This window comes from uncultured Desulfosarcina sp. (genome assembly GCF_963664155.2).
Classification (GTDB): domain Bacteria; phylum Desulfobacterota; class Desulfobacteria; order Desulfobacterales; family Desulfosarcinaceae; genus Desulfosarcina.
Window position 1 is genome coordinate 351,780 of record NZ_CAXXXH010000001.1, and the last position, 22,753, is coordinate 374,532.

Genomic DNA, 22,753 nt, shown 5'->3' on the forward strand with positions numbered 1-22,753 from the left:
CGTTTGTTTTAATCAATTGTTTAATTCGTTTGTTTTTATTTTCTGAACCACCGTAATACAACCCGTTATTCCAGAAAGTCGACTGTCCGCCATGGCCAACTTGCCCCTTGAAAAGCCAGTAAAAGAAAAGATCCTCGACGCCGCCGGCGATGTCTTCGGCCGGATGGGCTACAAGGCGGCCACGATCCGGGAAATCTGCCGGGCAGCCGGCGTGAACGTGGCATCCATCAACTACTACTTCGGCGGAAAGGAAGAACTTTACCGGACCGCGGTCACGGATCTGATTTCACAGAGCTTTGCGCGCTACCCCGTCGACGAAAAGGTTAACGCCCGATCTTCTCCGCGGGACCGGCTGCAGGCCTTTGTCCGCGGAGTTTTAAGGCGCCTGCTGTCACCCGGCGGGCTTTCCGGTTACCCGGGCAAGGGCCAGCTGGTCGCCCGGGAACTGGCCGACCCTTCTCCTTTTATGGACGACATGGTGGACGAATTCATCCGGCCCACCGCCGCCGTTCTCGGCGTCATCGTTTCGGAATTGCTGGGGCCGCGGGCAACTGGTCAGGATATCATGCGCTGCCAGATCAGCATTATCGGCCAGTGTTTTCACTACGCCATGGCCCGCCCCATCGTCAACCGGTTATTCGTCATGGATTTTTCAGACGATTCCACCATCGATGAATTGGCCGATCATATCGCGCGCTTTTCTCTGGCCGGTATTTTATCGGTCCGCAATCGCAACCTGAATCAAAACGATCAAAATCTCAATTCCATGCCGATGGAAGGAGAAGACCCATGAAAAAACGGCTGCGCATCCTCGTACCGGTAGCGGCGGTTGTCCTGGCCATCATCCTGTGGAAAACGTTTTTTAAAGAAAACGGCAACGATGGCAAAATCCTTTTATCCGGCAACATCGACGTCACCCAGGTGGATCTGGCCTTCAAGATTCCCGGCCGCCTCAGCCTGAGGCTGGTGGACGAGGGCGATCGGGTCACCGACAAACAGCGCCTGGCGGTTCTGGATGACACGGACCAGCAGCTTCAGCTTAAAAAGGCCACCGCCGAAGCCGACTTCGCATCCTCAGTTTTGGCCGAACTGCTGGCCGGCAGCCGCCCCGAAGAAATCGAGCGCGCCCGCGCCCGCGTCCGCCAGGCCCGCTTTGTCCTCAACGAACTGAAAAACGGCAGCCGGGTGCAGGAGATCGCCGAGACCGAAGCGGAGCTTTCTCGGGCCATGGCAGACGAACGTACCGCCAACAGCCAATTGGAGCTGGCTCGGGCCGACTTTGACCGCTACGAAGCCGTATTCCGGGAAGGCGGCATCAGCCGTCAGACTTACGACACCACTCGGACGCGTCTGGTTTCGGCCCAAAACGCCGCCGACGCTGCCGCATCCCAGCGACAGGTTGCCATGCAGCGGTTAAGCCTGCGGCGCGAGGGCAGCCGACGGGAGCAAATCAGTCAGGCCCGTTCGGCCCTGGCCCAGGCCGAGGCCGACTATGCCTTGATCAAGGCCGGCCCTCGTCAGGAAGCCATCGACCAGGCGCGGGCGAAAGAATCTGCGGCCCAGGCCGGACTGGCCGTTGCCCGTCAGCAACTGGCCGAGACCGGACTCTTCTCCCCCTTCGACGGCGTTGTGCTCAGCACCTCGGCCGAACCCGGCACTTACCTGAACCCCGGCAGCGCCGTTCTGACCGTCGGCAACATCCAGGGCGTTTGGCTGCGCGCCTTCGTATCCGAAAACGACCTCGGACAAATCAGGCTGGAACAGTCGGCCGAAATTTCCGTGGATGCATACCCAAAACGTCGCTGGAAGGGTCGGGTCAGCTACATAAGCAGCGCCGCGGAATTCACCCCCCGGTCGGTCCAGACCGCCGATGAGCGGACCAACCTGGTCTACCGCCTCAAAATCCAACTTGACAATCCGGACGGCGTCCTCAAACCGGGCATGCCCGCCGATGCTGTCATCGAGGCCGCCCCGTGAATGCTTGCACCGGAGAAACCGCCATCCTGGCAGAGGACCTGACCCGGTCCTTCGGCGGCCTGTCTGCCGTGGACGGCCTGTCGCTTTGCGTGAACAAGGGCGAAATTTACGGTTTGGTTGGGCCGGACGGTGCCGGTAAAACCACAACTTTACGCATGCTGGCCGGACTCCTGGACCCTTCCGGCGGACGGATCCGGGTGGCCGGATGCGACCTGCCGGGTCAAAGCGGCAAGGTCAAAACGCACCTGGCCTACATGAGCCAGCGCTTCGGCCTGTACCCGGACCTGACGGTGGATGAAAACATTCATTTTTATGCGGATTTGTATGGAATGGCCCGTCAGGCGCGCGAAGCGCGCCTGGAAGAACTCCTCGATTTTTCCAACATGCGGCCCTTCCGTAAACGGCAGGCCAGCAAACTCTCCGGGGGCATGAAGCAAAAGCTGCAACTGACCTGCGCCCTGATTCATACCCCCGAGGTGCTCTTGCTGGACGAACCCACCAACGGCGTGGACCCGGTCAGCCGCCGGGATTTTTGGCGTATTCTCTACCGCATGCTCAAAGGCGGGGTGGCCATTTTGGTCACCACGGCCTATCTGGACGAAGCCGAACGCTGCAACCGCATCGGATTGATGGACCAGGGACGGCTGTTGATCCAAGGCAGTCCCGAAACCGTTCGGCAGTCCCTTCCAATGAATATCCTGGCCGTGCGCTGCGGCCAGTCCCGGCTGGCCAGCCGGATGCTGCGCCGGAATTTGACCGGCGCCGTCAGCGTGAACCTTTTCGGCGACAGCGTCCACATCGTTTGCCGGGACCCGGACAAATTTATCCAGGATACACGCCGCGTATTGAGCGATGCCAATATTTCGGTTCAGGAAATCAGCCGGATTCCTCCCAGTCTTGAAGACGTTTTCGTCAACACGATTACGGCCACCCAGCCACGCGACACCCCGCCGCCAGAGGAAACCACGGCCCCCCATTCGCCCGAAGCGACCCCCGGCGCCCAGGCGGTTCAGGTTCAGGATCTGACCCGCCGGTTTGGCGATTTCATCGCCGTTGACCACATCAACCTCACCGTAGCGACCGGTGAAATATTTGGGTTTCTGGGCCCCAACGGCGCCGGTAAAAGCACCACCATCCGCATGCTCTGCGGCCTGCTCAGCCCTTCCGACGGGGGCGGGCAGGTGGCCGGATGCGACCTTGTCGGCCAGGCGGAAGCCATCAAGCAGCGCATCGGCTACATGAGCCAAAAGTTCTCTCTTTACGATGACCTCACCGTTGCCGAAAATATCAATTTTTACGGCGGGATATATGGTTTGTCCGGCCGGCGCATGGCCGAGCGCCGCGCCTGGGCGGTCCGCATGGCCGGTCTGGAAGGGCGCGAAACTCAGGCCACCCGGCTGCTGGCCGGCGGGTGGAAGCAGCGTCTGGCCCTGGCCTGTGCAATCCTGCACCGGCCGCCCATCGTTTTCCTCGACGAACCCACCAGCGGCGTGGACCCCTTGAGCCGACGCCGGTTCTGGGACCTGATTTACGACATGGCCGCCCGGGGCAGAACCGTTTTCATCACCACCCACTACATGGAAGAGGCCGAATACTGCGACCGGGTGGCCATGATCTACCGAGGGCGGATGATTGCCCTGGGCACCCCCCGGGAATTAAAAAACCGCCTGGTCGAGGAAACCATCCTCGATCTCCGCTGCCCGGAACCCCAGGACCTCATGGATGCGCTGTCGGCCATAGACGGCATCCAGGATGTAGCCCTGTTCGGCGCCGGGCTGCACCTGAAGGTGGACAACGCCGACATCGCCCAGCAGCGCATCCGCCGGCTGACCGACAGACTCGGCCTGTCGAACGTGACGATGGCGCGCATCGACCCCAACATGGAAGATGTCTTTGTCTCCCTCATCGAGAAAGAGAATCGCGACCATGCAAAAGAAAAGTGACCTCAAAACCGGGCCTACGGGCAGCCGCCGAAGGCAGTGCCGATGAAGCTGCAGCGTTTCATCGCCGTGGCCCGCAAGGAATTCATCCACGTGGTTCGCGACTGGCGCAGCCTGGTACTGGCCATTGCCATTCCCATGCTCCTCATCGCCCTGTTCGGATATGCTCTGACCATGGACCTCAAGCATGTTCCCACCGCTCTCTGGGATCAATCCCGAACGGCCCAGAGCCGAGAGCTGATCAGCCTGTTCGACGGTTCGGCCTATTTCTCCGTCGACCACTACACACAGGGCTACGGGGATCTGGCCGACATGCTCGATGCCGGCACGGTCATGGTCGCTCTGGTGATCCCGGCCGATTTCGCCGCCCGCACCCGGGCCGGCCAACCGGTAGAAATACAGGCCCTGATCGACGGTTCCGATGCCAACAACGCGACCCTGGCCGTGGGCTATATCACCGCCATCGGCCAAATTTACAACAGCCGGCTGCAGGTCGCAGCAGGTGTCCATCCGGGCGTTGCAGGACAAGTGACCCTGGAACCGCGGGTATGGTACAACGCGGATATGGAAAGCCGCAACGTCATCATCCCCGGCATCATCGCCCTGGTGATGGTGGTCATCGCCGCCATGCTCACCAGCGTCACCATGGCCCGCGAGTGGGAAACCGGCACCATGGAACAACTCATCAGCACCCCCATCCGGGTTCCCGAACTGGTCCTTGGCAAGGTGGTGCCCTATTTTGTGATCGGTCTGGCCGACGTGGCCATCGCCGTGGCCATGGGCCGCTGGATCTTCGACGTGCCTCTGCGGGGCAGCGCAGGCCTGCTGTTTCTGTCCGCATCTATTTTTCTCACCGGCGCCCTGTTCCTAGGCCTGCTGCTCAGCATCGTTCTCAAGACCCAGGTGCTGGCCAATCAGATCGCCCTGTTTACCGGATACCTGCCCACACTGCTCCTTTCCGGATTCGTTTTCGGCATCTACAACATGCCGGCGGCCATTCAGGCCATCACCTTCATCGTTCCGGCGCGCTATTTCATCGCCTTGCTGCGCGGCATTTTTTTAAAGGGCATCGGCCTGGAGGTCCTCGGCCTCAACGCCGCCCTGCTGACGGTCTATGCCGCGGTGATGGTATTTCTCGCCCATCGCAAGATGAGACTGAAACTGGAAGGATAAAGCATGATTTTGCGCATTCGACAGATGCTCTACAAGGAATTTTTGCAGATGTTCCGGGATGTGCGCATGCGCCTGGTGGTGCTGGTCATGCCCCTGGTCCAGATGACGGTGCTGGCGTTTGCCCTGACCACGGACGTGAAAGACATCCGCACGGCGGTGGTAGACCCGGACAACAGCCCGCAAAGTCGTCAGTTGGTGGCCGAGTTCGCCGGCGGCAATTATTTCGAGATCACCCGCCGCCTGGCCACCGATACGCTCGTTCAAAGGTTGCTTGACAGCGGCCGGGTGCGGGCGGTTATCCGCATTCCGCAACATTTTTCGGGTGATGTCCGGTCGGGTAAAGCTGCAACCGTGCAACTGCTGGTAGACGGAACCATGAGCAACGATGCAGCCGTAACCCTCAATTACGCCAGTCAGGCTGTGGCCCATTTCAACCAGCGGATGTTCGAGGAACGGGCCGGCGGTGCCGCTGCGCTGTCCAGCCCCGTTGGTATCCGCACACGTGCCTGGTACAATCCCAACCTGGAAAGCAAGTACTACTTCGTCCCCGGCCTGATCGCCGTCATGCTGATCCTGATCGGACTGGTGCTGGCCTCCATGGCCATCGTCCGGGAAAAAGAGATCGGCACCATCGAGCAGGTGATGGTTACGCCGATCCACCGGGTGGAGTTCATCCTGGGGAAAACCCTGCCATTTCTGGCAACCGGCATGGTCACCATGACCCTGATGTTCCTGATTGCCCGCGCGGTCTTCGGCATCCGCATCCAGGGAAGCGTGCCCTTGCTCTACGCGGCGGCCACGATATACATCCTGGGAAATCTGGGCCTGGCCCTGCTGGTGAGCGTCACCGCCCGAACCCAGCAGCAGGCCCTGCTCACGGCTTTTTTCATCCTTGTGCCCGCCATTCTGCTGAGCGGATTCATTTTCCCCATCCGTAACATGCCGGAAATCATCCAGTGGTTCACCGTGTTCAATCCCATGCGCTGGTTCCTGCAGATCCTTCACGGCATCGTGATCAAAGGGGTGGGGGTCCGCATCCTGTGGCTGCCCATCGGAGCCCTGGCGGCCCTGGCGGCCTGTTTTCTCACACTGGCCGTGGCGCGATTCAGAAAAACATTGGAATAATGTCCCATTTCAGGAGAAAACAATGCAACGGTTAGCGATCATCATCTATATGGTACTGGTCAGCGTCAACCTCTGCGCTGCCGCGCCGCTGACCATCGACGCCGCCGTCCAGGAAGCGCTGGTGAAAAACCCTTTGATCCATCAGGGGCAGGCCTATCGGCAGGCGGCAGACTTCGCCGAACGGGAGGCCCGTGCGAATTATCTTCCCCGGTTCTCGGCGGCATACAATTATCAGAGCCTGGCCGAAGCGCCATTTGTCAACATCAACGGAAACCAGGCGATCACCAACAGCCGCGACCAGCACCACTGGGAGGTGGCCCTGACCCAGCCCCTTTTCTCCGGCTTCGCTATCAGCGCCCGTCATCGTCTGGCCGAGCTGGGGCTGGAGACACGGGAACTGGAGCTGCAGCAGACGCGACAGGCCGTCATCCTCCAGGTCAAGCAGTGCTGTTTCGATCTGCTCATGGCGGAAAAGCGCCTCGCGGTGGCCGAAAGCAGCGCGGCAGCATTGGCGGCCCATGCGGCCGATGTGCAAAAATTCCATGAAAACGGGCTGGTGCCTTTTAATGATCTGCTCAAATCACGGGTGGCCCGGGCCGATGCCGACCAGCAGCAGCACCGGGCGCAGGCCAGCGTTAAACAGGTTCGCACAGCCCTGTGCCTGCTGATCGGCAGAAAATACAACAGCGACATCGAGATCGAAGACATGGACCCGTCGCCCCCCGTCACCGACGATTTGGATGCCCAGGTTGATCAAGCCTTGCGAGCCAGGCCTGAAATTGCCGTAATCGAGCAGTCCCTTCAGTTGAAGGAAAACGAACGCCTTCTGGCCAAAAGCGACTATTACCCGCGTATCGACCTTATGGGCAAATACCAGCAAGACGGGGACGATCTGGGGGCCACATCCAATGACTATTCCAACCAATACAATGCCAGCCTGGGCGTTCAGGCCCGCTGGACCTTTTTCGAATTCGGAAAAACGCGCGCCGCTTCCGCCAGAGTCAATGCCGAGCAGCGAGCGCTGGCGCAAGCGCTGGAAAAAATCCGGGACGATATTAGGCTCCAGGTGGTTCAGGCCCGCCTCGATCTGGATGTGGCCGCTCAAAATATAAATACCGCGCAAACCGCCTTGAACCAGGCCCGGGAGCATTGGCGCATCACCAACCTGCTCTACCTCCAGCAGTTAGCCACCTCCACCGAGGTGCTCGATGCCCGCAGTTACCTCAACGGTGCGGAAAGCGCCTATCTGGAGGCACGCTATGGGTACGAAACCGCCCTGGCGCAATTGGAATGGGCCATGGGCAAACCGAAGCCGGAGGTCTGAAGTCGGCGGACAGCGCCGCAGCCGACCCTACCCGCGTGCGATCAAAAAAGGAACTCGTTTCCGCTCCCGTCCTGACCTTCACCCGTCGATTCGTCATGATGGCTTGGATCGTTTGAAAACAGAACCGCAGATGGTCCAATGTCCGATATCGAAGGAAGGGATCACTTCGTGATGGCTATATTAAAAATAGCCAGACCTCGAGCCCGAAACCAGAATCCAACGAGCAGCGGGTATTGACGCAAGGGTCCGGGGGGTAGTAATGTCGAGCCCTTCAAACCAACGGTGAATCAGCGAAAGCGAATGGATATGAAAGATTTTCTCTACTGGTGGCAGCATCTGCCGGAACACATGGATCCGGTGATTTTCCAGATCGGCAGTTTTCGGCTGCAGTATTACGGGCTCATGTACATCGTGGCCTTTGCCACCACGTACCTGCTGGCCAGCTATCGAATCCGGCGGGAAGACCGATTCAAGATCGACAACGAACAACTCCAGAGCCTCTTGACGGCCATGATTATAGGATTGATCGTCGGTGCCCGTCTGGGATATGTGCTTTTCTACAACTTCTCTTACTATCTGCAGCGCCCCCTTGAAATTATCCTGCCTTTCGAATTCTCCGGCGGTATTCACTTTACCGGCATCACCGGCATGTCCTATCACGGCGGGCTGATCGGTGTGGTTGTGGCGGCGGTAATTTTCGTGCGCAAAAACCACATGGAATTTTTACGCATGGCCGATCTTATCGTACCCTGCATTCCGCTGGGTTATACCTTCGGCCGGCTGGGCAACTTCATCAATGGCGAGCTTTACGGGCGGGTGACCACACTTCCCATCGGCATGTTTTTCCCCATCGCTCCGGGTCCCGGACGACGGCACCCCTCCCAGTTGTATGAGGCCTTTTTCGAAGGCATCGTCCTGTTTTTGGTCTTGTGGTCGATCAAAGGCCGGATCCGCACCCCGGGGGTCATGCTGGGCCTCTACCTCATCGGGTACGGACTGGTAAGGTTCTTTATCGAATATGCGCGCCAGCCCGATGCCCAACTCGGTTTTGTCTTTATGTCCTTTTCCATGGGCCAGATGCTCTGCGCGGCCATGATGCTGGCGGGCGGGATGCTGATTGTGGTTCTGAAAACCACGTTGAAAAAATAAATCGGTATCGCCAACTATGGCAAAGTAACCTCAAGGACCCGGCCCCGGGACGTAAAGGAAATCCCCTGCTGGGTTTTGGTGCTGATCATCACCGACTCGATCAGCGGCTCCGCCACCGGTTGGTCCGACTGCCAGCGGACGATGAATTTTGCCCCCGATCCCCCGCTTTTATCCGATTCGGGCACCACGTAGCGCCGCGTGGCCATGGCGTTGAGGGTCAGGGTCGTGTCCTGATAGTGCTTCAGAAACGCTCCTTCGGAATCGTAATAATCCACAGCTGTTAATTTGATTTCATGCTTCAGGTCCGTGTTGCGGATGCTCAGGGTGGCAGCCAGGTAAAACGGCTGCTCCCGGTCACCGCTGTAAATGTGTGAATAGACCGGTACATAAACGGTCTGCCCCTTGAAAAGCCGCATATCCGCACCCGCCGGAACAATCGTGAAACAGACGCCGGCGGTCAGCAGGGTTAACACGGTCAACATGCGGGTAATGCTATCGAATTTGGACATCGAACGCCCTCCTTTCAATATGGATAGGCAAGTTGTGCGGGATGGGGTTTAAACGTTCTGTTTCTCCGTATGGTCCAACAACCATGGGGCAAATCAATTGGGCATCGGCGATGACCGATGAAAGCATACTTTCAAACCCTCGATCCCAGCATTCCCGATCCGCCCATTCATCTCATTTTTTCGTCTTTTCCTTCAATGCCCGCCAGTTCGCCAGCCGAACGGCAATCATCTTCTCATACCCCCGTTCCGTCGGAAAATAAAACCGCTCGCCGGCAATGGCATCAGGCAGGTAGTCCTGTACAACGTAACCGTCTTTAAAATCATGGGCATAGCGGTACCCGTTGCCATAGCCCAAATCCTTCATTAAGCCGGTAGGTGCATTGCGGATATGCAGGGGAACAGGCAGCGCGCCTTTTGCCCTGACCGTCTGCTTCGCCGCGTTCCAGGCCTTGTAGACACTGTTGCTCTTTGGCGCCGTGGCCAGATAGACGGCAGCCTGGGCCAGCGCCAGATCCCCTTCCGGGTGCCCCAGAAAGCGAAAGGAGTCCATGGCCCCCAAGGCCAGGCGCAGGGCAAACGGATCGGCATTGCCGACATCCTCGGAGGCGAATCGCACCATACGTCGGGCCACATACAGGGCGTCTTCCCCGGCCTCCAGCATGCGGGCGAGCCAATACAGGGCCGCATCGGGATCGCTGCCCCGCAAGCTCTTGTGAAAGGCGGAGATGAGGTTGTAATGCTCATCACCGCCTTTGTCGTATAGTAAGGCCTTTTTCTGCAGCGCGCTTTCCACCTGCGGCAAGCCGATCGCCCGTCGGCTGCCCCTTTCGGGCGGGGATTCGGCCAAAATCAAAGTGCTGGCCACCTCCAGACTGTTAAGGGCGTTGCGCGCATCCCCCGAAGCGATCTGAATCAAGTACGCCCGGGCATCGTCGGTCAGGATTAGATCCAGATTGCCCAGCCCGTCCGTCTTATCTTTCATGGCCCGATCAAGCACGCGGCCAATGGCCTCTTCATCCAGCAAACTGAGGGTAACGACCCGGCAGCGGGACAACAGCGGCGAAATCACCTCGAAGGACGGATTCTCCGTGGTGGCGCCGATGAGGGTGATCAGCCCGGATTCCACATGGTGGAGGAAGGCATCCTGCTGGGCCTTGTTAAACCGATGGATTTCATCCACGAACAGGATGGTTCGCTTTCGCCGGAACTGCCGTTGTTTGTTGGCCTCGTCGATGACTTCACGGATCTGTTTGACACCGGCAAGCACCGCCGAAAAATGAATGAAATGCGATTGGGTTTCGCCTGCAATGATCCGAGCCAGGGTGGTTTTCCCGCAACCGGGCGGCCCCCACAGGATCATGGAAAAAATCCGGTCGTTTTCGATGGCATGGCGGATCAATGAGCCCGGCCCCGTAACCGCATCCTGGCCGAACAAGTCTGCCAGGCGGCGCGGACGCATACGCTCGGCCAGGGGCCGCTGAAAATCGGTGGATTCTGCAGACTGATAATCGAAAAGGTCCATCTTTATCGTTTAGTCAGGCGCTTGCTGGACTTTTTTTTTCGTTTGAGGGGTGTGGACTTCTTGTTTAAAAAAGCCGGATTCTTTCCGGTGCGCTGTTTCAACAGCAGGCGAACCGGCGTCTTGTCCAGGGAGAACACCTCTCTGATCTGGTTCACCAGGTAGCGCTGGTAAGAAAAATGCACCCCGTCCGGGAAATTCACAAAACTGACAAAAGTGGGCGGTCGGGTTGACACCTGGGTGGCATAGTAGAATTTGAGCCGCGTATTTTTGTGCATCGGGGGTTGGGTGCGTGTCAGGGCCTGGTCCATGGCCTTGTTCAACCTCCCGGTAGTGATCCGGGCAGAATACTGGGCGTAAACCTCATCCACAAGCGGAAAGATTCGTTGAACCCGCTGCCCGGTTTTAGCCGAAACCGTCGTCACCGGTGCAAAATTCAGGAACTTGGCGTCCATGCGCAGATTTTCCGTTAACCGTTTCAGGGCATTGCCGTCCCGGTTGTCCACCCGGTCCCATTTGTTCAGCAGAAAAATCGCCCCGCATCCGCGGTCGTAGGCGTAGCCGGCCACATGGACATCCTGATCGGAGATGCCCTGCTCGGCATCGATAACAATCAGGGCCACATCGCACCGTTCCAGACTGCGCAGGGCCTTGATGATCGAAAATTTTTCCAGACGCAAGGACACCTTTCCCTTTCTGCGAATTCCCGCGGTGTCCACCAGCACGTAATTCTGATTTCCCCGGGTAAAGACGGAGTCGATGGAATCCCGGGTGGTGCCGGCGACCTCGCTGACGACCAGCCGATCCTCACCTAAAATGGCGTTGATCAGGGAGGATTTGCCGGCATTGGGTTTTCCTACCACCCCAATACGGATGGAATCGAACCGTTCTTCCTCATCCGTCATTTCGGCAAACCCGGCCGTCAATTCATCCATGAAATCAGCGACCCCGTATCCGTGCTCGGCCGATACCGGGAACAGGGTATCGATGCCCAGGCTGTAAAAATCGGACAGGGCTTTTTCCTGCCCTTCACCGTCGATCTTGTTGACCACATAGAACACGGGTTTGTCTGCGGTTCGCAGGATGTTGATCAGGTCGAAATCAAAGGGAGAAAGCCCCCCTTTTCCATCAAGTATGAGGACAATGACATCGGCGTCAGCGATGGCCTGTTCCACCTGCTGGCGGATGTGCGGAGCAAATGCATCGTCATCCCCTTCGGCAAATCCGCCGGTGTCCACTAGGGTAAAGGCTTTATCGTTCCAGCGGGCATCACCGAAATTCCGGTCCCGGGTCACGCCGGGAAGATTATCCACAATGGCATCCCGGGAGCGGGTGATCCGGTTGAAAAAAGTGGATTTACCCACATTGGGTCTGCCGACAAGGGCAACGATGGGTTTCATGGATATTATCCGATCCGAATATCTGGGTTGTGTCCGTTAGTTTATCATACAGGATCAGCCTTGGGGCAGCTTTGGAAGCGGTATATCCCAGGAGGGAATCCTGTGTCAAACGTCCAATCACCAATACCGTCAAGTACCCTGGAATTTAAAGCCAAAGTGGTTTCAACGCATATAAATTTAGTGTATGGTCAACCTCGTTTGATCATTCTCGATCAGCGACCGGACACTACACCGAAAGAAATATCAAGCGCTTCGAAAGGAGGCTCGTATGCCGGACCTGGCCTATGTTAACGGAGAAATCATGCCCATTGAAAAAGCGGTCGTGCCCATCGAAGACCGGGGCTACCAGTTCGGCGACGGGGTCTATGAGTTTATCGCCAGCTATGATGGACACCTGTTCATGCTGGAGGAACATCTGGATCGGCTGGAGCGATCCATGCGGGAAATAGCCTTCGATCCGATCTCCCGCGCCGACATCAGAAAAGCCATCCTGGATCTGTTCAACCGTTCCGGCTACCAGCGGGCGGGCATCTACATTCAGATTTCAAGAGGCGTCGCTCCCCGCAACCATGCCATCACCCCGGATATGCCCCCCCAGATCATCATGACCATCCGTCCGGTCAAGGAAATACCGGAAGAAAAACGGAAAAAGGGAGCGACCGTTATCACCGTTCAAGATATCCGCTGGGGCCGGTGCGACATCAAAACCGTGCAACTGCTGGCCAACAGCCTGGCCAAACAGAAATCGCTGGATGCAGGCTGCGACGATGCCATCTTCGTCTCGGACCAGGGAATCGTCCGCGAAGGAACCAGTTCAAATCTGTTCATCGTATCCGGCGGCCGGCTGGCCACCCATCCTCTGACAGACAACATCCTTCCGGGCATTACCCGCATGGTGGTAATTAATGTCTCCAGGAACGCGGGCCTGGATGTTGAGGAATCGTTTTTCGGAACCGACGCGTTATATGGAGCCGATGAGGTTTTTCTGACCGGAACCGTCACCGAGTTGCTCCCGGTTGTGCGGATCGACGGAAAATCCATTGGCGACGGCAAGGTGGGGAAGACAACCCGCCAACTCTACGATCTTTTGCGGAAACAGGCCCAGACCGGCGGCGCTGCATAAAATAGCAGCCATTCTTTATTCAAGAGTATTCAGGCCAGCATGCGCCCGTTCCAGGTGGCCGTCCGCCCCCAGCTGTTCAAACAGGGCAATGCTCTGTTTGAACAGCGGCACGGCCAGACGGTTTCTTTTTTTGGCCAGATAGAGCCGTCCCAGATCGAGAGAAGCCTGGCCTTTGATCCCTAATGCATTGATCTGTTCTGCGATCCTTATGGCCACTTTGAAATGGTGTTCCGCATGCTTTGCCGCCCGTGGAAGATGAACCACGAAAAACGGCAGATTATTTACCACCGTTGAAAAGTCCAAATCGCCTTCGCGCAAGGCAATCCGCAGGTAGATGCTGCCCAGTAGGTAATGGAATGTCTGGGCGTGGTAAAATTTTCCGTCGGCCATGTACTGCTTGGCGTGCCGGTTGATGGCCTTCACCCCGAAACCGATATTCCCCTTGGCCACGGCAACGACGCTGGACAGGGCATCTGCCGATGTTCCGATGTACTCATATCCTGATGCCTTGCAAAACGTAATGATCGCATTAAGATTTTCCTCCGCCGGGGAGACCTCACCCAGGGAAAGATGAGAATATGCCATTAGAAACCGGGCATTGAAAGCGTAAAGAGGGTCCGCCGAACTGTCGATGGCAAGGGTGCATTTTTCGATGGCGCCCCGGTAATCCCCGGCCGCAAAGCATCCCATGCCGTGGGCCAGGTACCCTTCGGAGATGCTGTTTACATCCCCGGCGTTTTCCCCGTAAAACAGCAGGCGATCTCCCAGTTTATGACATTGACGGCAATCCCCCTTGAACCATTGGGCAATGGCCGTTCCGGTGAGAACGAACCGGACCAGGTCCTGGTCCATCTCAAAAGACCATGAGGGATCTTCGGATTCGAAAAAATGAGATGCCTCTTCGGCTTTGGCGGAGAAAACCAAGGCCTCGTCAAGACGGCCGAGGTCGGTGCAGGTCCATATCAAACATGCGCAAGAGTATGCGATCACCTTGTAATTTCTTATCTGTTCGCCGATGGACAAGGATTCCATCAGACAGTCCCTGGAAAGAGTGAGATGTTCACGCCGTTGATAAGCCCAGCCCAGACAGGCGAGGTACATCCCCTTTAAATGAAGATCAGGGCTGTTCATCGCCGCCGATTCATGCCGCTTCATCAAATTCAACGCATCTTCGAAGCGCCCGCGCAGGTTAAAGACAAAAAACCATTCCAGCAGCAGTTCCACTGTACGGCGGGACGCATCCTCGGCCAATCGGTCCCCGTCCAACAGCATGTGGTACGCCTTTTCAAAGTAATTATGGGATTCGGTCACGGCATATTTTTTCAATCCCTTACGTCCCGACTGCTTCAGATAGGTCACGGCCTTGTGAAAGGAATGTCCGTTGCTGAAATGGTACGCCAGGATTTCGCACAGGGCATCGATGCGTTCCGGGTTCTGGCTTTCCAGAACCTGGGCGATCTTCTCATGCAGATCCCTTCGCTGTCGCTTCAGCAGACTTTTGTAGGCTACTTCCTGAACCAGCGAGTGTTTGAATTGGCATAACCGTTCACCGGGATCTTCGCTTTCCAGGATCAGACCCATTGATTTAAGGATGGCGAGATTTTTATCGACGCGTTCGGGGTCGGAAGAAATCTGTTTCAATACAGCCGGGGCAAACCGTCTGCCAATGACTGAAGCCTCCTGCACGATCCGCTTGGCGGCATCACCCAACCGATCCAGCCTGGCGGCTATTACCGCAGCGACACTGGACGAGAAAACCGCTTCTCCGATAGCACCGGAAACCTCCCAGGTTGCACCTCTTTTTTTCAAAGTTCCCGTGTCGACCAGCGAATTGATAACCTCTTCGAGAAAAAATGGATTTCCTCCCAGCTGGTCGGAGATGAATGCTGACAGCAGGGGTGGCACATGCTCGGACTGAAGCAGGGATTTGGCTAGTTCTTTGCTCTTTTCAGGTGGAAGGTCTTTGAGCTGAATACACCGGCTCTGATAATAGGGGTTGATAATCTGGCGATGGTTGAAGGCCAGTTGACCAGGGCGGTAGCTGATCAGAAAAAAAACGGGAAGATCCGCCTCGTTTAGCAGGTTTCGTAACAGATCCACCGTAGATGGATCCGCCCAATGCAAGTCTTCGATGCAGATAACCGTCAGCCCGGTCCGGGACTGGCTGCGGATCATGGCTACCAGCACCTGCTTCAGCTTAATTTTCCAGGATTCCGGCGAAATTTGCAGGGACTTGTCATTGGACAGGGTGAATAGCCGCTCGATGATCTGATAAATCGCTTTGTCATCATCACGAGTGGTCCTGAGTTCAATGGCCAGCTTTTTCCGAACCACTTCCTGTGAATCGTCGTCACGCAGATCGACCGCACGACCCAATAAGTCGATGAGGGGAAAATAGGGAATCCCCTGCGTGTAGGCATAGGCGTTTCCCTGAAGCCATTGGTGGTGGCGCCGGGCCAACGTTTTTTTAAATTCCGAGATTAAGCGGCTTTTCCCGGTCCCGGCATCACCCTCTAAAAAGACACAGGTTCCCCTTCCCTCTGCCACCACTGACAGGCAAGCATGCAGGTCTTTCATTTGGGTCCTGCGTCCGATGAGCCTGGCCCGCAAGCCCTGGACCCGCCTGATCTTGTCTGGCTTCTTCACCGTGCTGAGGACGCGATAGGCATCAATGGTTTCCGTCCTGTGCCGACCTGTCTTGTATTTGCATTTCTCGAAGAAAAAGAAACCTGACGTGGAAGGCATGGTGCACATTCCCACGAGAATTTCTCCGGAAATCGCCAGGTTGGTCAGCAACGATGCCCGGTTCACCGGTTCGCCGGTGATGCCGTGCCGTCCGGTCCTCAGATCGGTTTTCCCTGTCACCACCAAGCCCGTGGCAATTCCCGAATGCATCGCCAGGGGCCCTTCCAACCGCCCTCGGAATCGACCGGTCATCCTTGCCACGGTGTCATGAATATCGACAGCTGCGCGAATCGCCCGTACCGGATCATCCTCATGGGTGCGCGGTATCCCGAAAACAGCCAACACTTCATCCCCGATAATCCGGTCAATGTAACCTTCATATCGGATAATGATGCCGACGATTTCCTTGAATACGAGGTTCATCATCTCGCGAACATCTTCAGGGTCCAGGCGTTCACACAGGGCAGAGTATCCGGAAAGGTCCGAAAAAAGCACCGTCACCAGTTTTCGTTCGCTGCTGTTCCCGTATTCCTCTTGCCCGGCGGCAGGCGGGTGGGAAATGGGGTGGGCCGGATCTGCTGAAAAGCCTGAAGGAAACGGAGATGTTGGGATTGACGCCAAAGGATGCCCGCACGCGGTGCAAAATTTGCTGAAAGGCCGGTTAACCATCCGGCAGGTGCCACAGCGTCGGTCAAGCGGACAACCGCATACGGGGCAGCTGACGGCATCGATAGCGACTTTATTCTGGCATTCAGGGCACTTCATGGGAGGCAGCCACAATTATGAGAATAGAAATCGACATGCAACAGCAGACTCAACTCTCCCTATCCGCAGACGGCAACGCTGTTAATCGGCGCCGATAGGGCAATGATCGTCAACAACCACTCGCTGAACCCTCCGGGAGACGCCGCAGGTCATTTCATAGGGAATCGATCCAATGGCTTCGGCCACATCAAGGACCTGTATCCGGCCGTTTTCAGCGTCTCCCCAGATTAGGACATCGTCGCCCACCGTTACTGGGTCGTCACCCACATCCACCATGATCTGGTCCATGGTAATGGTCCCCACCACCGGGTAATACCGGCCGCCGATCATCACCTGGAATCTGCCGGTCAGATGGCGCCGAACCCCGTCTGCATAGCCAACCGGAAGCACGGCAATGGTGGTTTCCCGTTCGGTTTTCCAGCGCCTTCCGTAGCTCACATTATGGCCGGCAGGCAGTCGCCGTAAATGGGTGACAGCCGTCTTGAACGTCATGACCTGTCTCAGGGGGATCGATCGCGAGGTTTCCGATGACGGGTAATGACCGTAAAGCATGATCCCGGAACGACAGGCGGTAAAGTAGCTGTCCGGCATGTCCAGTACTGCCCCGCTGTTGGCCATGTGAATCATGGGCGGAAGTGCGCCTTTGTTTTCCAACCGTTTGATCAGAACATTAAAACGATTCAATTGTTCCCGGGCATAGGTTTTATCCGTCTCGTCGGAGGTGGCGAAATGGCTGTACAAACCCTCCCAGACGCAGCACCGCGAGCGTCGCAGATGGTCGAAGAATTCCGGTTCCTGCTCTGGCAGCACCCCCACCCGCCCCATGCCGGTTTCCACGTTGACATGCACGTGGACCGGTTGGTTTCCTGTCACCCGTTCTATCCAGTTGATGTCTTCCACCCCGAAAAGGGTAATCCGAAAACCCGCCCGGAGGGCCTCAGGAATCTGGTCAGGGAAAAGTCGGCCGAAAATGAGAATAGGAACATGGATGCCACTATCACGAAGCTCCATGGCTTCCCGGTACTGGGCTACGGCAAGGAAATCCGCCCCTTCATCGACCAGGCATCGCGATACGGAAATGGCGCCGTGGCCGTATGCGTCGGCCTTGACCACGGGAATCAGTCGGGCCGGAGCTATTTTTTTTCTAATTTCACAAAAGTTGAATCGCAGGCGATCTAAATGGATCCGGGCGCAGGTTAGCGGGTTCATGGCCATTTCCCGAGAAGGCGATTGGTGGTGTCGGCGGTTCAATGCAGAATCTGGCTTAAAAACAGCTTGGTACGATCATTCTGGGGATTGTCGAAGAACTCCGTGGGCGTATTCTGTTCGACGATCTTACCGTAGTCCATGAACAACACCCGGTGGGCAACACTCTTGGCAAATCCCATCTCGTGGGTCACCACCAGCATGGTCATGCCTTCCCGTGCCAGTTCGATCATAACGTCCAGGACCTCTTTGATCATCTCCGGATCCAGGGCCGAGGTGGGCTCATCGAAGAGCATGACGTTGGGTTTCATGCATAGACTGCGCGCAATGGCAACGCGCTGCTGCTGCCCGCCGGAGAGCTGCCCTGGATATTTTTTGGCCTGCTCGGCAATATGCACTTTTTCCAGGTATGCCATCGCATCCTCTTCAGCCTCTTTTTTAGGTGTCTTGCGCACCCAGATCGGACCCAGGGTAAGATTTTCCAAAATGGTAAGATGGGGAAAGAGGTTGAAATGCTGAAACACCATGCCCACCTCGGCCCGGATCTTCTCGACGTTCTTGATATCGTTGGTCAACTCGATGCCGTCGACGATGATCCGACCACGCTGATGCTCCTCCAACCGGTTGATGCAGCGGATGAGGGTCGATTTTCCCGATCCGGAAGGACCGCAGATAACGATCCGCTCTTTCTTTTGCACGGTCAGGTTGATGTCCTGCAGGACATGGAATTCGCCGAACCATTTGTGCATCTCTTTGATCTCGATAATGGCTTCGCCGGTCGGCTGCAGATGGTTGTCAGGTTTCTCTTCGCTCATGGAAATCTCTTCAGGTTTTGTTGTGCGCATTTTTTGAACCTGTTGTTCAATCGGGACATGATCCGCGCTGAATCCAGCACCAACGCGCCATCGGTTAAAACCCCCTATCCAGCTCTTTTTCCAGGCGTCTGCTGTAGCTGGACATGAAATAACAGCAGCCAAAATAGATCAAGGCCACAAAAATGTAGGCCTCGGAAGAAAAGGCCATCCAGGTGGGATTCGACAGGACGGACTGCGTCGTCTTGAGCAGATCGTACAGGGCGATGATCACCACCAGGGAGGTATCTTTCAAAGCCGAGATAAGCTGGCTGACCGTCGGTGGGATCACGATTTTCAGGGCCTGGGGCAGAATCACCAGCCGCATGGTCTGGTAATAGTTGAGCCCCAGTGATTCGGCAGCCTCATACTGGCCCTTGGCCATCCCCTGCAACCCGCCCCGCACGACTTCCGCAATATAAGCGGCGGTAAACATTATGATGGCCACCTGCGCCCGTAGTATTACGTTAACGGTAACGCCCTCGGGCAAAAACAGCGGGAAAACGATGGACGACATAAATAGCAGGGTAATCAGCGGTACACCCCGGATCATTTCGATATAAACGATGCACAGGACTTTTATCGCCTTCATGCGCGAGGCGCGCCCCAGCGCCAGGACAACGCCCAGCGGATAGGCGGCCGCCAGCCCGAAGACCGACAGCAGCAGGGTCAACGGGAGCCCACCCCACTGCGTACTTTCAACCGCAGCCAACCCCAAAATCCCGCCCTTCATAAGAAGGCCCATGATTATAAGGCCGGCGCCCCAGGCATAGGCCAATGATTTTTTCCAATGGTCCCTGTTCCGGCTGTAAAACAGCAGGCCGATCAGAAGAACCATGGCCACCAGAGGCCGCCACTGCGATTCGTAGGGGAAAAAACCGAAAATAATGAATCGAATGTTGGCTGGAATGATCGACCAGCAGGCGCCGTCAGCACCCTTGCAGGCTTCACCGCTTGAAAGCCACTGGCTGTCGATAAAGGCCCAGCGGATAAAAGCGGGAACGATCTTGCTCAACGTGTAAAGGGTGAACAACGTCAGAACCGAGTTAAACCAGTTGTTGAACAGGTTGGCCCGCATCCATCCAAGGGCCCCCACGCTCGTGGCCGGCGGTTTGATCACTTCTTTGATCGGCTTGATATTTGTTCCAGCCATGGGTTTAAAAATACTGTCCCCTGATAAGGCGAGGGGTTGAAGCCGTCCCTATCGATTGTCGGTTCAAATTAAAATAAAGGCCGCTTTCCATACCATATACAAGGAAATTTCACCTTTCCACCAAGGCCATTTTTTTGTTGTACCAGTTCATGAAGGCCGATGTCAGTAGACTCAACGTAAGATAGACGATCATCATCAGGGCCACGCCTTCGATAGCCTGACCGGTCTGATTGATTGTGGTACCGGCTACGGACACGAAGTCCGGGTAACCGATCGCAACCGCCAGTGAGCTGTTCTTGGTCAGGTTCAACATCTGACTGGTCATGGGAGGTATGATGACGCGCAGGGCTTGCGGTAAAATAACCAGATTCAGTACCTGGCTCGGTCGGAGGCCGAGCGACTTAGCCGCTTCGGTCTGCCCTTTGCTGACCGACTGAATGCCGGCACGGACGACTTCGGCCACAAAGGCCGCTGTATAAAAAATCAACCCCAGCAACAGGGCCGTAAATTCGGGACTGATATTGGCTCCCCCTATAAAATTGAAGCCTCTCAGAACAGGCACATTCATGGCGGTCGGGGCACCGCCGGCGACCCAAGTCGCCAGGGGCAGCCCGATCACAAGCGCCAGGGATGCGCGAAAGACCGGAAAAGGCTGGCCCGTGCGCGCCTGTCTCTGTCTTGCCCACCGCCGCAGGAAATAGACAACGACACAGGCAACAATTACCGAGATGCCCATATATTTGTATACCGGATGCGTCTCCGGCACGGCAAACACCAGGCCGCGATTACTCAAGAATACTCCCATGATCGGATGCATGGCCTGCCGGGGTGATGGCAGGACATTGTAGAAAAACGCATACCAGAAAAAAAGCTGTAAAAGTACCGGTATGTCCTGAAACACTTCGATATAGGCGGCCGCCAGCTTCGAAACCAGCCAGTTGGAAGAGAGTCGGGCGATCCCGATCAAGGTGCCGAGTATGACCGTAATGATGATCCCGACAAACGAGACGATCAGCGTATTTAAAAAGCCGACCACCAGGGCACGGCCATAGGTGTCGGCTGCAGAATAGCTGAGGGCCGATTCACCGATTTCAAAGGCTGCTTCTTTCTCCAAAAATCCGAAACCGGTAGCGATCGACTGTTTTTCAACATTGGTCAGCGTATTGGAAATCAGATAATAGGCCACCAGTCCGACCATCAGAAGCGTTACAATCTGAAACAGGAGTGAGCGCTTTTTAGGGTCGTTGTAAAAGGGGACCGCTGCCGGTGGGGCGATCCTCTGAATCTTGTCTTGTTTTGGCTGCATAGGGCTGTTGCACAGGAAAGACGTCTGTCAGGCCGATGAATGGAAGGTCGGGCGACCCGACAGACGCTTGATTAGGTGTCCCAATGAATCAAGCCGCCCGCCGGCTGACAAGATGACGCAACGGGCGACGCGTCCGGTCCGTACTTACTTGAACGGTGGCGAATACATCAACCCACCATTGGTCCATAACGCGTTCAAGCCGCGTTCGATGCCCAGCGGTGTGTTGACGCCCACATTTCTTTCAAAGACTTCACCGTAATTGCCGACCTGCTTGACGATGTTGTAGGCCCATTTTTCATCCAGGCCGAGGGCCTTTCCGTTGCCTTCGGTCACACCCAGAAATCGCATGATCTTAGGATCTTCGCTTTTGAGCATGTCATCAACATTTTTAGAGGTAATACCGAGTTCCTCGGCCTCGATCATGGCCAACACACTCCAGTTGACAATATCCTTCCATTGGTTGTCACCGTGCCGCACGGCCGGTGCCAGGGGTTCCTTGGAGATGATTTCCGGCAAAATGATATAATCCTGGGGATTGGGAGCGACTGCGCGCGTACCGGCCAATTGGGAAGCATCCGAGGTCAGGCAGTCACATCGACCGGCAAAAAAAGTCTTGGCCAGTTCCGCCGTATTTTCGATGACCACGGGTTTCATTTTCATGCCATTGGCCCGAAAGTAATCAGCCACATTGAGTTCGGTGGTGGTACCCGGCAAAACGCAAACCGATGCGCCGTCAAGCTGTTTGGCGCTTTTGAGACCCAGCTTCTTGGGAACCAGAAAGCCTTGGCCGTCGTAGTAGTTGACTTGCGCGAAATCAAGGCCCAGATCGGTGTCGCGACTCAGGGTCACGGTGCAGTTGCGGGTCAACACATCAATTTCACCGGATTGCAGCGCCGTGAAGCGGGTTTTTGCTGTCAAGGGCGTATATTTAACCTTTTCGGCATCACCGAAAACCGCGGCCGCAATAGCCCTGGCCGTATCTACATCCAGACCTTGCCAAACACCCTTTTCATCCGGTTTTCCGAAACCGAAAAGATCTCCGTTAACCCCCGCTTGAATATAGCCCTTGGCAAGGACGTTTTCCAACGTCTTGCCAATCGGCGCAGCAGCTTTTTCAAGCTCGGCCACTTTCTTTTCAAGTTCTGAAACTTTGCTTTCAGCATCAGCTGCTTTTTTTTCCATTTCGCTGACTTTGCCAGAATCACCACATGCCATGAAACAAACGAAGCAAACCAGCGAGAGAACAACAAAAAGCCTTAAATTTTTCATTTTCCGCACCCTCCACACAGTTAGAGTTAATCTTGACATAGATCTGATACAATCCATCGAAATTTAGTATTAAGCGTTGCCAAGGTAGTGACAACGCATAGAAGCAAGTAGAATATCAGGGCAAGATTGGACATGGATACCATGGAAGCTCATGTTTTGGCAAGCGTATTAACCGGTTACGTTAACGATAAAAACGATATTGTTTTCAAATAAGTCCTCGGTATACGATGACCTGCATTGACAAAGATCTTAACGTCATGTAGGCAACAGGTACGTTTT

17 protein-coding genes are annotated in these 22,753 nt (G+C 56.1%); 8 read left to right on the top strand and 9 right to left on the bottom strand.

Annotation, left to right across the window (positions count from 1 at the left end):
- Nucleotides 1–91 precede the first annotated feature (91 nt).
- The 7 genes from ACHZBS_RS01720 (at nucleotide 92) to lgt (ending at nucleotide 8,688) form a co-directional block, all read left to right on the top strand.
- Nucleotides 92–793 (top strand): CerR family C-terminal domain-containing protein, encoded by a 702-nt coding sequence (locus ACHZBS_RS01720; protein ID WP_319404813.1) that lies wholly within the window; start codon nucleotides 92–94, stop codon nucleotides 791–793.
- A complete protein-coding gene (locus ACHZBS_RS01725) occupies nucleotides 790–1,977 on the top strand; it encodes an efflux RND transporter periplasmic adaptor subunit (RefSeq protein WP_319404814.1) in 1,188 nt (395 codons plus the stop codon). The genes ACHZBS_RS01720 and ACHZBS_RS01725 overlap by 4 nt, the downstream gene beginning before the upstream one ends.
- Complete coding sequence (locus ACHZBS_RS01730; RefSeq protein ID WP_319404815.1) at nucleotides 1,974–3,920, top strand: ATP-binding cassette domain-containing protein; 1,947 nt, start codon at nucleotides 1,974–1,976, stop codon at nucleotides 3,918–3,920. The genes ACHZBS_RS01725 and ACHZBS_RS01730 overlap by 4 nt, the downstream gene beginning before the upstream one ends.
- A gap of 42 nt (nucleotides 3,921–3,962) precedes the next feature.
- Nucleotides 3,963–5,090, top strand: a complete 1,128-nt coding sequence (locus ACHZBS_RS01735; RefSeq protein ID WP_319404816.1) for an ABC transporter permease — start codon at nucleotides 3,963–3,965, stop codon at nucleotides 5,088–5,090.
- Nucleotides 5,091–5,093: 3 nt separating this feature from the next.
- Complete coding sequence (locus ACHZBS_RS01740; RefSeq protein ID WP_319404817.1) at nucleotides 5,094–6,215, top strand: ABC transporter permease; 1,122 nt, start codon at nucleotides 5,094–5,096, stop codon at nucleotides 6,213–6,215.
- Nucleotides 6,216–6,237: 22 nt separating this feature from the next.
- Nucleotides 6,238–7,539 carry a TolC family protein gene (locus ACHZBS_RS01745; RefSeq protein ID WP_319404818.1) on the top strand — a complete coding sequence of 434 codons (1,302 nt, stop codon included), beginning with the start codon at nucleotides 6,238–6,240 and terminating at the stop codon, nucleotides 7,537–7,539.
- Nucleotides 7,540–7,839: 300 nt separating this feature from the next.
- A complete protein-coding gene (gene lgt / locus ACHZBS_RS01750) occupies nucleotides 7,840–8,688 on the top strand; it encodes a prolipoprotein diacylglyceryl transferase (protein WP_319404819.1) in 849 nt (282 codons plus the stop codon).
- 14 nt (nucleotides 8,689–8,702) lie between these two features.
- Here the strand turns inward: lgt and ACHZBS_RS01755 are convergent, their stop codons facing one another.
- From ACHZBS_RS01755 to der, 3 genes are all read right to left on the bottom strand, one after another.
- Nucleotides 8,703–9,197, bottom strand: a complete 495-nt coding sequence (locus tag ACHZBS_RS01755) for a DUF3124 domain-containing protein (protein WP_319404820.1) — start codon at nucleotides 9,195–9,197, stop codon at nucleotides 8,703–8,705.
- A gap of 172 nt (nucleotides 9,198–9,369) precedes the next feature.
- Complete coding sequence (locus ACHZBS_RS01760) at nucleotides 9,370–10,719, bottom strand: replication-associated recombination protein A (RefSeq protein ID WP_319404821.1); 1,350 nt, start codon at nucleotides 10,717–10,719, stop codon at nucleotides 9,370–9,372.
- Between the two features lie 2 nt (nucleotides 10,720–10,721).
- On the bottom strand, nucleotides 10,722–12,116 hold the full coding sequence (der, locus tag ACHZBS_RS01765; RefSeq protein ID WP_319404822.1) for a ribosome biogenesis GTPase Der: 1,395 nt from the start codon (nucleotides 12,114–12,116) through the stop codon (nucleotides 10,722–10,724).
- A 268-nt stretch (nucleotides 12,117–12,384) separates the two neighbouring features.
- Between der and dat the strand changes: the two genes are divergently transcribed.
- Entirely contained in the window at nucleotides 12,385–13,239 is an 855-nt protein-coding gene (gene dat / locus ACHZBS_RS01770) for a D-amino-acid transaminase (RefSeq protein WP_319404823.1), read from the top strand.
- A gap of 15 nt (nucleotides 13,240–13,254) precedes the next feature.
- Here the strand turns inward: dat and ACHZBS_RS01775 are convergent, their stop codons facing one another.
- The 6 genes from ACHZBS_RS01775 to ACHZBS_RS01800 form a co-directional block, all read right to left on the bottom strand.
- Nucleotides 13,255–16,545: an AAA family ATPase gene (locus ACHZBS_RS01775; RefSeq protein ID WP_319404824.1), complete on the bottom strand. Its 3,291-nt coding sequence runs from the start codon at nucleotides 16,543–16,545 to the stop codon at nucleotides 13,255–13,257.
- Nucleotides 16,546–16,770: 225 nt separating this feature from the next.
- Nucleotides 16,771–17,898 carry an alanine racemase gene (alr, locus tag ACHZBS_RS01780; protein WP_319404825.1) on the bottom strand — a complete coding sequence of 376 codons (1,128 nt, stop codon included), beginning with the start codon at nucleotides 17,896–17,898 and terminating at the stop codon, nucleotides 16,771–16,773.
- 38 nt (nucleotides 17,899–17,936) lie between these two features.
- The gene (locus ACHZBS_RS01785) at nucleotides 17,937–18,662 is read right to left on the bottom strand and encodes an amino acid ABC transporter ATP-binding protein (protein ID WP_394708031.1); all 726 of its coding nucleotides are present in this window, start codon (nucleotides 18,660–18,662) and stop codon (nucleotides 17,937–17,939) included.
- A gap of 142 nt (nucleotides 18,663–18,804) precedes the next feature.
- A complete protein-coding gene (locus tag ACHZBS_RS01790; protein ID WP_319404827.1) occupies nucleotides 18,805–19,899 on the bottom strand; it encodes an amino acid ABC transporter permease in 1,095 nt (364 codons plus the stop codon).
- A 109-nt stretch (nucleotides 19,900–20,008) separates the two neighbouring features.
- On the bottom strand, nucleotides 20,009–21,205 hold the full coding sequence (locus ACHZBS_RS01795; protein ID WP_319404828.1) for an amino acid ABC transporter permease: 1,197 nt from the start codon (nucleotides 21,203–21,205) through the stop codon (nucleotides 20,009–20,011).
- Between the two features lie 144 nt (nucleotides 21,206–21,349).
- Nucleotides 21,350–22,387 (bottom strand): amino acid ABC transporter substrate-binding protein, encoded by a 1,038-nt coding sequence (locus ACHZBS_RS01800; protein ID WP_319404829.1) that lies wholly within the window; start codon nucleotides 22,385–22,387, stop codon nucleotides 21,350–21,352.
- Between the last annotated feature and the right edge of the window lie 366 nt (nucleotides 22,388–22,753).